Annotated in this window: 15 protein-coding genes and 1 pseudogene; 4 read left to right on the top strand and 12 right to left on the bottom strand. The window is 67.7% G+C overall.

All coding sequences use genetic code 11. The features are described from left to right. Window positions 1-159: 159 nt before the first annotated feature. The 8 genes and pseudogenes from ACFHWT_RS17900 to ACFHWT_RS17865 form a co-directional block, all read right to left on the bottom strand. Window positions 160-1,224 carry a Gfo/Idh/MocA family protein gene (locus ACFHWT_RS17900; protein WP_416595857.1) on the bottom strand — a complete coding sequence of 355 codons (1,065 nt, stop codon included), beginning with the start codon at window positions 1,222-1,224 and terminating at the stop codon, window positions 160-162. Window positions 1,225-1,235: 11 nt separating this feature from the next. After that, window positions 1,236-2,504, bottom strand: a complete 1,269-nt coding sequence (locus ACFHWT_RS17895; RefSeq protein ID WP_416595802.1) for an aspartate aminotransferase family protein — start codon at window positions 2,502-2,504, stop codon at window positions 1,236-1,238. 10 nt (window positions 2,505-2,514) lie between these two features. After that, the gene (locus ACFHWT_RS17890) at window positions 2,515-3,879 is read right to left on the bottom strand and encodes a formylglycine-generating enzyme family protein (protein ID WP_416595801.1); all 1,365 of its coding nucleotides are present in this window, start codon (window positions 3,877-3,879) and stop codon (window positions 2,515-2,517) included. 326 nt (window positions 3,880-4,205) lie between these two features. Beyond that, window positions 4,206-4,979, bottom strand: coding sequence for an alpha/beta hydrolase family protein (locus ACFHWT_RS17885; RefSeq protein WP_416595800.1), 774 nt, complete (start codon window positions 4,977-4,979; stop codon window positions 4,206-4,208). A 23-nt stretch (window positions 4,980-5,002) separates the two neighbouring features. Then, window positions 5,003-7,117 carry an AAA family ATPase gene (locus tag ACFHWT_RS17880; protein ID WP_416595799.1) on the bottom strand — a complete coding sequence of 705 codons (2,115 nt, stop codon included), beginning with the start codon at window positions 7,115-7,117 and terminating at the stop codon, window positions 5,003-5,005. A 209-nt stretch (window positions 7,118-7,326) separates the two neighbouring features. Further along, complete coding sequence (locus ACFHWT_RS17875) at window positions 7,327-7,506, bottom strand: DUF397 domain-containing protein (RefSeq protein WP_416595856.1); 180 nt, start codon at window positions 7,504-7,506, stop codon at window positions 7,327-7,329. Continuing rightward, a pseudogene (locus ACFHWT_RS17870) lies at window positions 7,501-7,578 on the bottom strand (DUF397 domain-containing protein); the annotation flags it as partial. The pseudogene ACFHWT_RS17870 and the gene ACFHWT_RS17875, both read right to left, overlap by 6 nt. Then, window positions 7,575-8,354, bottom strand: a complete 780-nt coding sequence (locus ACFHWT_RS17865; protein WP_416595855.1) for a helix-turn-helix domain-containing protein — start codon at window positions 8,352-8,354, stop codon at window positions 7,575-7,577. The gene ACFHWT_RS17865 and the pseudogene ACFHWT_RS17870, both read right to left, overlap by 4 nt. 170 nt (window positions 8,355-8,524) lie before the next feature. Between ACFHWT_RS17865 and ACFHWT_RS17860 the strand changes: the two genes are divergently transcribed. The 4 genes from ACFHWT_RS17860 to ACFHWT_RS17845 all read left to right on the top strand — a co-directional run bounded on the left by ACFHWT_RS17860 (window position 8,525) and on the right by ACFHWT_RS17845 (window position 10,456). Beyond that, window positions 8,525-8,755, top strand: coding sequence for a hypothetical protein (locus tag ACFHWT_RS17860; RefSeq protein WP_416595797.1), 231 nt, complete (start codon window positions 8,525-8,527; stop codon window positions 8,753-8,755). Then, on the top strand, window positions 8,745-9,002 hold the full coding sequence (locus ACFHWT_RS17855; RefSeq protein ID WP_416557259.1) for a hypothetical protein: 258 nt from the start codon (window positions 8,745-8,747) through the stop codon (window positions 9,000-9,002). Before ACFHWT_RS17860 ends, ACFHWT_RS17855 begins: the two co-directional genes overlap by 11 nt. Window positions 9,003-9,107: 105 nt before the next feature. Further along, window positions 9,108-9,464, top strand: coding sequence for a PadR family transcriptional regulator (locus ACFHWT_RS17850; protein ID WP_416595796.1), 357 nt, complete (start codon window positions 9,108-9,110; stop codon window positions 9,462-9,464). Then, on the top strand, window positions 9,461-10,456 hold the full coding sequence (locus tag ACFHWT_RS17845) for a hypothetical protein (RefSeq protein ID WP_416595794.1): 996 nt from the start codon (window positions 9,461-9,463) through the stop codon (window positions 10,454-10,456). Before ACFHWT_RS17850 ends, ACFHWT_RS17845 begins: the two co-directional genes overlap by 4 nt. Before the next feature lie 43 nt (window positions 10,457-10,499). On the opposite strand, the gene ACFHWT_RS17840 is transcribed toward ACFHWT_RS17845, so the two are convergent. The 4 genes from ACFHWT_RS17840 to ACFHWT_RS17825 form a co-directional block, all read right to left on the bottom strand. After that, window positions 10,500-10,907, bottom strand: coding sequence for a VOC family protein (locus ACFHWT_RS17840; RefSeq protein WP_416595793.1), 408 nt, complete (start codon window positions 10,905-10,907; stop codon window positions 10,500-10,502). 10 nt (window positions 10,908-10,917) lie between these two features. Next, window positions 10,918-11,358 (bottom strand): helix-turn-helix transcriptional regulator, encoded by a 441-nt coding sequence (locus ACFHWT_RS17835; RefSeq protein ID WP_416595791.1) that lies wholly within the window; start codon window positions 11,356-11,358, stop codon window positions 10,918-10,920. Between the two features lie 59 nt (window positions 11,359-11,417). Beyond that, window positions 11,418-12,050, bottom strand: a complete 633-nt coding sequence (locus tag ACFHWT_RS17830; RefSeq protein WP_416595789.1) for a hypothetical protein — start codon at window positions 12,048-12,050, stop codon at window positions 11,418-11,420. 70 nt (window positions 12,051-12,120) lie between these two features. Then, window positions 12,121-13,425: a YcaO-like family protein gene (locus ACFHWT_RS17825; RefSeq protein WP_416595788.1), complete on the bottom strand. Its 1,305-nt coding sequence runs from the start codon at window positions 13,423-13,425 to the stop codon at window positions 12,121-12,123. Window positions 13,426-13,438: the final 13 nt, after the last annotated feature.

Genomic DNA, 13,438 nt, shown 5'->3' with positions numbered 1-13,438 from the left:
TCGAGGGGCGACGCCTTGCCTGATCGGCCACCACTAGTCGCCCATTCGGGTGACAACTCTTGAGAATGGACATTGTGGAACACCATGGCGGACCGTGTCCACAACGACAATCGCGAGCTCGCAAACTCTAACCACCCGTACACCAGCGGCAGATCGGCCTTACGGCGATGATTCGCCCGAGCGGATTGCTCGCCACCTGGCATCCGCTTGGCTTGGCTGGTACGTCCTTGCCCGATCATGGGCGCCGACCGAATGCCACCGACCGCCGCCTCCGGCGGAGACGTAAGCGGCGGCGATCACCTCCGCGACGGTCAGCGCGGGTGCGGCCAGCGTCCGTACGTCGCTCGCGCAGACCACGTGGCGGAGTACGTCGCGAGCCATCTCCGGCATCCAGTCAGCGTGGGTGTAACCGTTCTTGGTCTCAGCCGGGACTGCTCCGGTATCGCGGCCACCGCGCACCACACCCGGCTGGTCGTCGAGGACGACTGCAGCGGTGCCGTACTCGCCGATGACCCGGTACGCGGTCCGTCTGCTGACCGCACGCCAGTCGAGCGTGACCGTCGCGGTGAGACCGCCGCCGAGGCGTAGCCGCAACTCGCTCCAGTCGTCGATGCCGGAAGCGCCGTACCGGATCCGGCAGGACACCTGGCGGATCTGCCGGTCGCAGAGCCACTCGGTGAGGTACACGCAGTGTGCGCCGTGATCGACCAGGATTCCGCCACCTGCGACGCCACGGTCGCTGCGCCAGTCAGGTCGCCAGTCCGAGATGCCGGGGGCAGGCCGGGTGCGGTCGATGGTGATCTCGACCCGCTGCGGCCGACCGATGCGTGCTGGTGAGCACTGTTCGCGTAGCGCGTTCAGGACCGGCGCAAAGAGGTAGTTGTGCCCGGGGAAGATGATCCGGGCCCGAGCGCTGGCGAGGTCGATCAGTCGTCGGCCGTTGACCGGGTCGAGGAAGACGGGCTTTTCGCAGAAGACATGCACACCGCGCAGCAAAGACTCTTCGATGTACGTCTCGTGGCTGCTCGGCGGGGTGCAGATCAGCGCCAGGTCGACCTCGGCGCTGAGCTCGGTCAACGACCCGACGATCTCTGCGTGAGGGTGGTGGCGACAGGCGATCCGTCGCCTCGTCGGAGTCGAGTCCACGACCGCGACGACAGCAGCGTCCGGCATGGCGGAATAGCAGCGTGCATGGGCCTCGCCACAGCGGCCGTAGCCAACCACCGCGACTCTGATCACTGCTCGTCCCAGTGCCGTCGGAGCACTTCGGACAGGGTGTCGGCAGCCGCCATCAGTTCGGCCTCGTCAACGGTCAGCGGTGGGTACAGCCGGAGCGTACGCCCTCCGGTCATGACCAGGACCCCGGCGTTGAGCAACTGCTGGAAGACGTGGCGCAGCTGCTCCTTGTTGGCGATGTCCAACTCGATCCCGAGCGCGAGGCCCCGGCCGCGCACCTCGGCGACCAGCGGAAGATCGACCAGGGACGCCGAGAGCCGAGCGAGCAGCCGTTCGCCGAGCAGGCGCGCCCGACCGGCAAGACCCTGCTCCTGCACGGCCTCGGCGACGACCGCGACAGCCCGGCAGGCCAGAGGGAATCCGCCGTAGCTCGACGAACTCGCGCTGGGTGCGCCGAACGGTCCGCGTTGCATGAGTTCCAGCGAGGCGCAGACGGCGGACACCGGGTAGCCGTTGCCAAGTCCTTTGCCGAGCACCATGATGTCCGGGCGTACGTCCGGGCGGTCGCTGGCGAAAACCTCGCCGGTACGCCCCATGCCGGTCATCGACTCGTCGGCGATGAGCAGCGCTTCATGCTCGTCGGCGAGTTGCCGGAGTCGGGCCAGATAGCCGGCCGGCGGCACCACGTTTCCGGCCCGGCCCTGCACCGGTTCGACGAGTACGGCGGCGAGTGCGCCGCTGGACTGCTCCCGCAAGACATCGCGTGCCAGGTCGACGCAGGCCAAGTCACAGCCAGGATAGGTCATGCGCAGGGGACATCGGGCGCAGTCGGCGTACGGGGCACTGATGCTTCCAGGCACCGGCGGGCCGAGGCCGTTGCGGGCACCGCTGGTGTGGGCGAGGCTACCCATGGTCCGGCCATGGAACGACTGCCAGAACGAAAGGATCTCGTACCGTCCGGTGGCGGACTTCGCCAGCCGGATGGCGGCCTCGACCGCTTCGCTGCCGCTGCTGTAGAGCTGGATGCGGTTGAGCTGCTCAGGCAGCAGACGCTGCAGCTGCCGCCCCATGTCCCGCCGGGCGTCCGATCCGTGGGCACCGATCATCCAGCGTTGCAACTGATCTGCCATCGCCCGGACATAGCCGGGGTGCGAGTGACCGAGCAGGTTGACACCGGCGGCACCCATGAGATCGGTGACGCGACTACCGTCCGGCTGGATCAACTGCATGCCGCGAGCCTCGGCGATAACCAGTCCTGCCCATCCGACGGCCTCGGAGATCCCAGGACCCAGGACAGGATCCTCGGCCGAGAACGAGTCGGCACCCACTGTCGCCCGGCTATCCCGTACGCCGGACGACCACGACGCGGAATCCGGTCGCCGGATGTCGTTGGGTGGCGAGCATCTGGTTGCGGGTGTAGGAGTTGGCGCACTCCGTACCGTAGTGGTAGGCGCCGCCGCGGATGACGTACCGCGCGTCGGGCGACGAGCCGTTCGCTTCCCTACCGTCGTCGGCCCGGTACGGGTAGCGGTATTCCGGTATCCGTCCGGAGGTGCCCCACCTGCTGCGGGTCCACTCCGACACGTTGCCGATCAGATCCTGGCACCCTGCCGCGCTGTCGCCGCCGGGCGTGAATCGGCCCGGCGCGACGACTTCGCCGAGGCCGCTGGCGCGGATGTTCGCCCGACCAGGGTCGGCGGTGTCACCCCAGGGGTAGGGGTCGCCCCGGCCGTTGCCGGCGGCGTATTCCCATTCGGCCTCGCTGGGCAGCAGAACGTGTTCGTCCCAGGCGAGCCGACCGGCCGCCCGCAGCTGGTCGGTGAGCCAGCCGCAATAGCGGTAGGCATCGTGCCAGGAGACCATCACGACGGGCAGGTCGGACGTATCCCAGAGCTTGTTGCCGGTGACCCAGTGTCCGGGACAAGGCCCGTCAGTGGATGCGACGAACGCCAGGTACTGGCGGTTGGTCACCACTGTGCGGGCCAGCTCGAACGGCGGGAGTAGGAGCAGGTGCCGCGGTCGGCACGAGCTGAACCTGCTGTCTGGCGAGTCGAAGCCGATGACGACCTCGCCACCGGGGTGGGGCACGAAGTCGGGCAGGGTCGGCCGGTGCAGTGCGTCGCTGATCCCGGCGGCCGAGATCCGCCCGTTGTCGAGAAGTTCCTGCAGCGTGGGCTGCTCTGACCGGCGGTCCGTGGAGTCCGCGTAGCTGCGTACCTCGTCGGCGGTGTCGTGGGTGGCAACCCGCTGCAGACAGATCCGCGCGTACACGCTGCTGGGCGCGAGAGTGGCCAGTTCTGCGACGGCGTCGAGACGCGACCCTGCGTGCGGTGAGTAGAGGTCCTCGCGCACGTAGTCGGGCAGCTGCTCTTCGGCGTACTTCCCGCTGAGAACGATCGGTCGGTCGACGGTGCTGACATGCACCGCTACTCCGCTGGCCCGGGTGCGGTCCGCCGCCCGGTGCAAAACCTCGTTCAGCGGCCGGAGCTCGCCGGAAGCGGCCAGGTCGCCGAGTTCGGCGGCGAGGGCGTCGTGGCAGGCGTGCCCGACTGCGGCTGCCGGCCCGGGGATGGACGCCAGCAGGTGCACGCCGGGTATCGGCGACAGCGGTGCGCTCCCGGTCGGCGCGGTGGTGAGATCGGCGCAGATCACGACGCTTCCTGTCGCGTCGCAGCCGTGCAGCCCGGCGACCAGGTCGGACATCGGCAACATACTGCCGGGACGACCCGGCACGGAGTTCGGGAGTACGAGGGAAACCAGGCCACCGGTCCTGCGGTCAAAGTGCACGACGTGACCGGCCAACGCCACGAGCAGCATCCCGACGCCGTCAAGTTCCCGAACTGCGGCTCTGACCGCCCGGAGCGTGCCGGTCGGACTGCCGAACTGCCCGGATCTGAGCACGACCGGGCGCACGTCGAAGTGCTGACGCAGCTGCCACTGGAGGTCCTCGCCGGTCCTGCCACAGCGTTGACCGGGGATGGTGGGAAAGGCCGAGGACTGCCGGGGTGCGAGAAAGAGTGCTCCGACTGTCAGAGATGGGCCGCGATCCATGTCACCGTCTCGCGGTGGACGATTTCTCTCTCGTGTGGCCGTTCCAGGCAATGGTCGCCGTCGTCGATGACAACCACCTTCCTCGCTCCGCCGACGAGCTCGGCCGCTCGCACGCTCTGCTGGAAAGGTACCTCCCGGTCGGCCGTGCCGTGAATGAACAACACCGGTGTGGCGAGGCCGACGAGCGGCGCACTGACATCTACGACCTGTTGTAGTTCGTGGAGGAAGTCCAAGCCGATCTGCTCGCCGTCGATCTCGGAGAATCCCTCATGTTCTGCCGCTTCGAGGTGGGCTGGGTGCAGGTAGGACTCGAAGGTGCCGTCCAACAGCCAGATGGCTGGCCACAGCATGACAATCGCCTTGTACGCCGGATGGAGGTCGCTCAGGCCGATGGTGGCCCCGAAACTCTCGCCGATCAACACCCACGCGCCCGGCCGGAATCTCTCGTCGACGAACTCCCGCACCGCGCGCATCTCACGGACCTGCCGGCGGATGGTCATGTCGCGGTAGCGGCCGGTGCTCTCGCCGCAGCCCCTGAAGTCGAACCGCACCGACGCGATGCCAAGCTCGGCGAGTTGCCGAGCAAGGTTCGCGTACAGCTGCTCGGGTCCGTCCTTCTCGCCGCCGGGTCCACCGTGCAGCATCAGCACCATGCATCTGCCTGCCCTGCCTGTCGGCTGCGTCACCACCGTTGCGAGTTCGTCATCTTCAACACTGACGCGATACCGCAGCTCCTCCGCTGTAGTTGGCATGCTCTGAGCCCTCCCGGTGTATATCAATCGCCACCTACGGTCATTTCGGTGAATCGGATTCTTGGTTTCCGGAATACAACAATCCACAACCATGGCCAGAACAGGGCGCGGACTGCGTACCTTGCTACTGCCTCCGCCTCGGCCCGCTCGCCGATCAGCGACAAGCTGTGAGCGTCGGCCGCTGCCCGGAGCGCGTACCTCCTGGACCTGATCATCCGCCCTTGGAACAGATGCATGCGAGCATCCGTCAGGTCGACTCTCACCAACTGGCGTACATCGCGGTACCTCACAGCGATGCGGCGTGCCTGATCGAGGAGCAGCATGGCGTCCTGAAAAGCGCCACCCATCATGGTGACTTCGGCTAGATCGCGAATCGCGTAGGCCTTGCCCCGCTCCCAGGGCAGCTCTTCACACGAGTCGAGGAACCGCCGTACGGTCCGTGCACACTGATCGACTCGACCCAGATGCCAGTAGGCGGCCCCGACCAGTGACTGAATGTCGATCATGTTGTTGAAGTCGCCGACGGACCGGGCCATCTCCTCGGCGTCCTCACCGGCGTTCTTGACGACAGCCAGCGCCTCGACCGCCTTGCCGGCTCGGAAGAGTTGAAACCCGACACATCTGAGCTGACGTGCGATTTCCTTGACCGAACCGATCTCGCGGGCGATGCGGAGGCCGAGATCGGCGGTGCGGGCAGCGGCTGCCTCTTCGCCCCGGATGGCATGCGTCGACGAGATCACGGACAACGCGAGCGAGCGTTCTTCGCTCTGCCCGCGTGCCGTCGCCGCCTGGTAGGCCACCCAGCCGAGGTCGATCCGATCGTCGAAGAGCCCCAGCGTGAAGAAGATGTCGAGGGTGACTTCGAAGAGCTTGAAGCTCTGCTCGAACGCTCTGTTGTGGTGCCGATCCCGGATGAGCAGTCGGATGGCGTCGAGGTGGGCTTCAGCGCCGGTTGCATCCTCCCAGTGCTGGCCGAACCGACTGATGAAGTGGTCGGCGAGGCAGGTCGCGATTCCGTTGAGCTCATCCTGTGACGTGTGGTTGAGCACGAACAGGCGTAGCGCTGCCGAGCAGGTATAGAAGGTGGTGTCATGCCGCTGATGTGAGGAGAGCAGCCCGTCCGACCACAAGCGTTCCGCGAGGTCCTCAACCTCGCCCTGCGGCAGATTGAGAGCAACGCATAGCTGCTCCGCGTTCGCGCTTCCGTTAAGGAACGCGCAAACGCTCAGCAGGCTTCGCCCGGTCGTACCGATGTCATGCCACACCGCAGTGAACAACGCGTCAGTCAGCTGTGCGGATCCGGCCTCCAGCTGACGTAATCTGATCGAGAAACTCCGGCCTTCGTGTGCACACGCCAGAGCGAAGAGTTCGATCGCTCGCGGGTTCCCTCCCAACAGCTCGTGTAACCGGGACAGCGTCGCTCGGTCGGCGTTGAGGATGTCGGTCACACCGCGGCGGGTCGCCTCCCGGATCAGCAGCTCCTCTGTGTACTTCTGTTGAAGTTCCTGGAGCATTACACGTGGTGCCGGCAGCCGGCCCGGGGTGTTCGCGCTGACGATAGCAAGGGATCCACTCGGCAGGGTCCGTAGAAAGTCGACCAGGTGATGGGCGTCCGTCGCAGTGAGCCGCAGATTGTCGATGACCAGTACGGCCGGGTGACTGGCGAGGAACGCGCGCAGCACCTCTGCCTTGTGCTCTGCTGGTGCCGCAGACAACGTTGGGTCACCGGCGGCCAACCCGAGGGTACGAGCGAGATCGGCAAGGCCGAGCGCGCCGTTGTGCGCGTCGAACCAGACGAGCGAGGCGTATGCCCGTGCCTTCTGCCGGCCGGTGCCGCGCTGCGCTAGCCGGTGGGCCACCTCGGTGGCCAGCGCACTTTTTCCGACACCAATGCTGCCCTCAATGGAGACGAGGTACTCGCCCCGGTCGAGATGCTGCAGGACCTGGGCAACCTCGTCGGTCCGGTCGACGAGGTGGGTGCGTGACGGCAGCAGGATCTTGGGCGGTTGACGCCTCGCTCGATCGCCACGCCGCCACCGTCCGATCAACGGGGGGAGGGCGAGTACCGCCGCGATGACCGCCAGCAGCGCAGAGACCAGGCCGAGTAGCTCGTTGACACCAGCGGTGATGCCATCCACAGCCGTGACGCCACCTTAAGCACCAGAAGGGCGGTCAACGCCTTCGATGTCGCGAAGGTCGTACCAGTCTGCGGGAGGCGCTTACGGTGCGCAATGGCTTAGTCGCCGAGTAGTCACCGACCTGTGCCATTGGAGATCAAAGGTGCGGCGCCGGTCGCCTCGCCAACGGTGGGCTGGCGAGGCGACCGGCTGTGCACGTACGGGTGGGGTCAGTGGGCGGGGGTGTGGGTGAGGAAGGTGGTCCAGGCGGTGGGGGAGAAGGTGAGGGTGCCGCCGTCCCGGTCCTTCGAGTCGCGGACCAGGACCCGGCCGGGCAGGTTGCCGGCCACTTCGACACAGTTGCCACCGTTGTCGGTCGACCGGCTGGACGTGCGCCACACAGCGGCCACTTCGACACAGTTGCCACCGGTGTTGGTGGAACGGCTCGACGTGTGCCACTGGAGACCATCGGTAGTAGTCATGGCGTCAGCCTATATTTCGCGATGATGCGCAGCGATGCGCTCGTGGAGGCAGCGTCGCCGAGCAGACAGTCCCACTTGCGGTTGAGCAGGTTGATCGTCTCCTCGTCGTCGGCGACTTGGCCACGGGCGTTGTTCTCCAGATAGAGCACTGGATCTACATCTGGCAGTTGCGCGATTGCAAAGCTGCCGCCGAGTCCGACGTGCGCGCCAACCTCCGTCGGCAGGATGTGGATCCGCACGTTTGGTAGCTCAGCAGCGTCCTGGAGATGCTGTAGTTGCCGGTCGAGGATGGCGTGGTCGCCGATCGGTCGAGCCAACGCGGATTCGTCGATGACGAAGATGCACTCCGGTGGGTCGTCGCGGGTCAGCAGCTCCTGCCGCTCCATCCGGATCCGGACCAGCTCCTCCACTTCGGTCGGGGTGCGTAGCCCGCTGGCGGAGATGATCGCTCGGGCGTACTCCTCGGTTTGTAGCAGGCCCGGGATGACGGTCAGTTCGAAGTTTCGGAGTCGGTTGGCCTGGGCTTCCTGCTTGCGCCAGGGTAGGAACCAGGCGGGGGTGCGTTGGCGTTCGGCGCGGTCCAGCAGCTCGGTCAGCAGGCCGCCAGTGGCCAGCACCTCGTCAACCTCTTCAGCAAACTTGAAGGTCGGCTTGCGTCGGCCCGTCTCGATCGCGGCAATCGTCGACGCACTCCAGTTGATCTTTTCGGCGAGCCCGTCCTGGCTTACTCCGGCGGCGACCCGCGCTGCTTTGAGCGCGCGTATCCACATGATCATGTCCACCGCTTACCCCTCCGTACGTGAGTGATTTCACGGGTATGCCGCTTCATCCTTACGGGAGAGTGCCGGCGGAGTCCAGAGTGTTCGCAGGAGAAGTTTCCGAGGATCAGCGGAGGGCAGAAATGAGTGTCCTGGTACCAGGTTCCCAACCGCCGGCCATCCCCGAGTTGAGCGAGGAGCAGACCCGTGACGTCGCCATCCGGTACGCGACGAGCGTCGTCACCGACCACTGGCCCTCGGCGGAGTGGGCTGGCTGCCCGGTCTGCCTGACCGACGGATGTCGCCCGATGGACACCGCCCTGCAATTTTTACGCGTGGAAGACTTCGGGGCGTACGAGTGGTTCGCCGAGCTGCTGCGCGACGGCAAGCCGGTGGAAATGATCAACAATGAGAAATGACCCGCTGGTCAAAGTCGGCGACACGGTTTCGCTGAATACCGGCGACTACTGCTACGGCCTCGGCCGACTCGTGCTGCGGGTCACCCGGGTCGACGACGGCGCACAGCATCCGGGGATCGAATGGGTCCATCTGGTCGGGGTCGAGGTCGTCGGCGGCGAGGACCACCGCTTCCGCTCGATCGTCGTACGGGCGGACGCGCTGCGCCGCCCCGGCGCGGTGACCCGGCCGGCCCGTCGCCGCCCGTGAGCTGACGGTGCCTCCGGCCGGGACCGGCAAGCCGACCGGAGGCACCGTCACCCCTCACAAATACCTTCGCTTGCGATATATTTTCGTCACCGATACGTTGTGTTCATGCCCGAGGTGCTACGTGAGCCGACGTTCCTCATCCTGACCGCCCTCGCCCGGGAGCCGATGCACGGCTATGGCCTGATCACCGAGGTAGCCACCCTCTCCGAGGGCCGGCTGGCGCTACGGCCCGGCACGCTCTACGGCGCACTCGACCGGCTCGGTGACGACGGCCTTGTCGCCACCGACCGCGAGGAGATCGTCGACGGCCGGCTGCGCCGCTACTACCGCCTCACCGATCGCGGCGAGACGGTTCTGCGGGCCGAAACTGAGCGGATGCGGCTCAACGTGCAGGCCGCCAGCCAACGACTGCGCGCCCGCGAGCAGGCAACCGGCACCCGATTCGCCGGAGGTGTGGCATGACCGACGACCAATCCCTCCTGGAGCGCCGGTACCGGGCGTTGCTGCGCTGCTATCCGGCGCACTACCAGGCCCACCGCAGCGACGAGATGCTCGACACCTATCTGGCGACGGTGGACGGCGGCCGCCGACGGCCGAGCGCTGCCGACGTCCGGGACGTGTTGGCCGGTGCGAGCCGCGCCCACCTGCGCAGCACCGGCATGGCGGCGGCGCTGCCGGTCGCCGCCACCGTCGCGATCAGCACGTCCACCATGCTGGCCACCTACTGGCTGATCAGCATCGAGGTGATCGGCCCCACGCGGGTCGGTCCGGTGCCGACGTTCGGCCCGTTCCAGACCATCGGTGTAGTCGCCTGGGTCGCCTGGCTCGCCGTCGGGCTCACCGCACTCGTGTCGCCCGGTCGTGTCGTCCGGGTCGGTGTCCTGGCTGCCCTGGCGGTGACAGTTGCGCTGCTTCCCGCCACCGTACTGCTGCCGTACGACCGGCCCCCGTTGATGGTGCTGGTGCCGCAACTGGCGCTCGGCCTGGTCGCGCTCGGCCTGCCGGACAGTCCCGGTGCTCGGGCCGGGCTACGGCTACGAGTCGTCGTCGCTCTGGTAACGGCGACCGCCGCCGCAGTCGCGATCATCACCATGCCAGGCGGCCTGTACCGGTGGTTCGACGGCGATGTGCTCGCCGCGACCGCCGCGATCCTGCTGACCGGGCTGCTGGGTGCCAGCGGCCTGCTCGCGGTGCGCGGCGACGATCGGGGCTGGCTGGCGACGGTGATCATGTTGCCGGCGCTCGCGTTGCTGCTGGTCGAACCGCTCACCGGGCTGGTGGTCAGCTATGCCGGGACCTCCGCCGATTCCTGGACGTTGACCGCCTGGGTGGCCGCCGTCTCGGCGCTGGCGGCCGGCGCGGCCCTACTACTGACTGCCGCGATCCGTAGCCGGCAGCCGAGGCGACCGGCCACGGTCTGTCCGACCTGCGGCAACCGGGCTGTCTCGGGATGAGCCAGAACAGCCCGGTTGCCGCAGGACGGCCTTGTCGATCAGCTCACTGGGACAGTCGCTGCGAGAAGCGGATGTTGTTGCCGGACGGGTCGCGGACACCACAGTCGCGTACCCCGTACGGCTGGTCGATGGGCTCCTGCACGACCTCCGCCCCGGCGGCCCGGACCCGCTCGAACGTCGCGTCCACGTCGTCGACCAGGAAGATCAGCCCGCTGAGCGAGCCCTTGGCGAGCAGCAGCTCCAGAGTCTCCTGGTCGGCGGCGCGACCCATCGCGGCGACTTCGAGCACGATCTCGACGTCCGGCTGTCCGGGCGGGCCGACGGTCAGCCAGCGGACGCCCTCGAACGGCACGTCGGTGCGGACCTCCAGGCCGAGCACGTCGCGGTAGAACTTCAGCGCCTCGTCCTGGTCGCGGACGAGCAGGAAGGTGTGGGAAAGCTTGATGGTCATGTCAGCGACGCTACGCCGGCCGGCTGACCTGGGCTTCTTCAAACCGACTTGATACGCCGGCTCGGCGGGTCGGGCGGGTGACGGCTTTGGCGTAGCAGGCCGGGATGGCCGCGCCGGCCGCATGTGACCCGGCTCGGTACGCGCTGGGCGTCTCACCGACCAGCTCGGTGAAGCGGGAGCTGAACGAGCCGAGCGAGGTGAACCCGACCGCCATGCAGACGTCGGTGACGCTCAGGTCGCCACGGCGCAGCAGCGCCTTGGCCCGCTCGACCCGCCGGGTCGACAGGTAGCCGTACGGGCTCTCGCCGTAGGCGGCCCGGAACAACCGGGTGAAATGCGACGGCGACATGTACGCGGCCCGCGCTATCGCCGGCACGTCCAGCGGCCGGGCGTACTCTCGATCGAGCAGGTCCCGGGCGCGGCGCAGTCGGACGGCTTCCTCGACGTTCACCCGGTCAGGGTGCCATGCGCCACCGACGGACTCTCCCCGGTTTCAACCTCTCGCCGGGGTCAGACCTCGGTGACGTTGGGTCGACGAAGGCTCCGGGAGCGGGCGGCGCGCCACGCTGGGCCGACGACAGCCACCAGGCCGATGGTGCCGACGCAACCGAGCCACACTGTGGTGATCGTTCGTGCCGCGTCCCGCCCGGGGATACAGGAGATGGTCAGCGGCTCTCGCTGACCGAGCGGGTCGATGTCGACCTCGACCATCGAGCCGACCGGCTCGGCCGGCCCACAGAACGGAACCCAGCCGAGATCGTCGCCGCCGACGGAGAGCTGGTAGCTGGGGCGGCACAGTTCGGTGCCCGGCACGCACCCGTCACGGACATCGGTGACCTCGGCGGTTACCTGTTCGCCGTACGGCGAAAGGTCGCCTTCGCCGTAGGCGGCGGCGAAGGCGAGACTGAGCGCTCCGACCGCGATCCCCAGCAGCGTGCGTCCGGTGATGACGACCGTCGTCAACCGGCTGGCCCGGTTACCGGAGGTTGCGCGAGCGGACCAGATGGCGGCGACCACGTAGGCGGCTGCAGCTGCCCACAGCAGCGCGATCGCCGCGACGAGGGTGAATCCCGACGCCTGGCCCATCAGGAAGCCGCTGAGGAGAGTCAGCAGCACCGCTGCGCCGAGCCACAGCATCGCCATGCTGCCGATTGTCGGCGCTGCCGGTCTCGCCGCGCCAGGGCGGCCGGCCCAGCGCAATGATCAACGTCAGCTATCTGACATCGTGCCCGGATTCAGGCCGTACTCCGTTGTTCTTGACCGCCATGCCGCGCTTTCCCGGCACCACCACCTGTCCGTCGGTGACGAGCATGAACCGCTCCAGGCCGGGGACGAAGATGTTGACCACGGCCAGATTGTCGGTGACGTAGTGGTCACGCTGCAGCGGCGTGAAGCCGCGTCTGGCGAGGATGTCGACGAGCTCGTCGAAATGGCCGGCGGCAGTGTCCGGTGCTTCGGTGTCCCGGTACGGCACCAGGATGGCGTCGCCGAGCCGGGTGCTGAAGTCGCTTCGGTAGCAGGCATGAAGCGCGGGATAGGGCGTCGTCCAATCGTGCCGGGTGGGCGTCATGGCGGCGAACGCGGAGTGGATGTTCCCGAGTGAGGACGCCAGGTGGACCTGGACCAGCTCGCTCACCGCACGGGCGATCGCGTAGTGCCGGGAGAGGGAGGCGCCGCAGCCGCGGATCCGGGCCGGTTCGCCGTCGGGCGTGGGAAGGTAGGCGAAGATCGCCGGTACGCCCAGGTCGGTGGTCATGTCGATCAGGTGCAGCCGCTGGCCGGTGATGGTTTCCGCCGCCGACACCAGGGCTGCGAGGTCGCCCGGCAACGTTTCCGTGTCGATGAGGACCAGCGGTGACCTGCGCCGCCCCAGGAACTGGTCGATCAGCAGGAGGGAGAGGGCGTCCCGCTCGATGGTCTCGTTGAGCGCGTGGACCGCTGCCTCGACCGGGTCGGTGCCCGCCGCCCAGCCGTTGTTGCAGGAGTAGCGGCTCACCCCGGTGTAGTCGTAGTGGTCACCCAGGCTCTCCCGCAGCGGGTCGGCCTCCTCGTCGAGGTAGTCCGGCACGGAAAGGAACAGCGGTACGTCAATCTCGGCGCCGCTGGTCACCGCCCGGAAGGGTAGGCACCCCAGCGGCCCGTCGGGCAACTCCCCGAGCAGGCCGAGCGCCACGTCCTGGCTGAGCATCAGATCGCGGGAGGTCTCACCCGCGCGGCGCAGCGTCGTCCCGCCGCCAGCGAGGCCGCGCAGCCCACTGAGGTGGTGCTCCAGCGCCTCGAAGATCGCGCCGACCCGCGCCGCCGCCGAGTTTCCCTTGCCGAGTCCCAGCCCGCTGGGCACCGGGTCGTCGCCACGCCACAACGTCGCGGTCCAGACGGCCGGATCACCGTCGAGCACCGCCGTGCAGTCCACCCGGAGATCGAGCTCGGCCGCCGCCGCCAACCCCCGCAGGCGGGCCTCGGACAAGCTCAGTGTCCGCTCACCGTCCTGGACCACCGGACCGGCCGCAAGATCCATTCTCGACACCACT

Origin of the sequence: Micromonospora sp. LOL_021 (assembly GCF_048060215.1) — a bacterium.
GTDB lineage: Bacteria > Actinomycetota > Actinomycetes > Mycobacteriales > Micromonosporaceae > Micromonospora_E.
The sequence above is the reverse complement of the archived record's forward strand: the minus strand, read 5'-3'. Positions and strand labels throughout refer to the sequence as shown.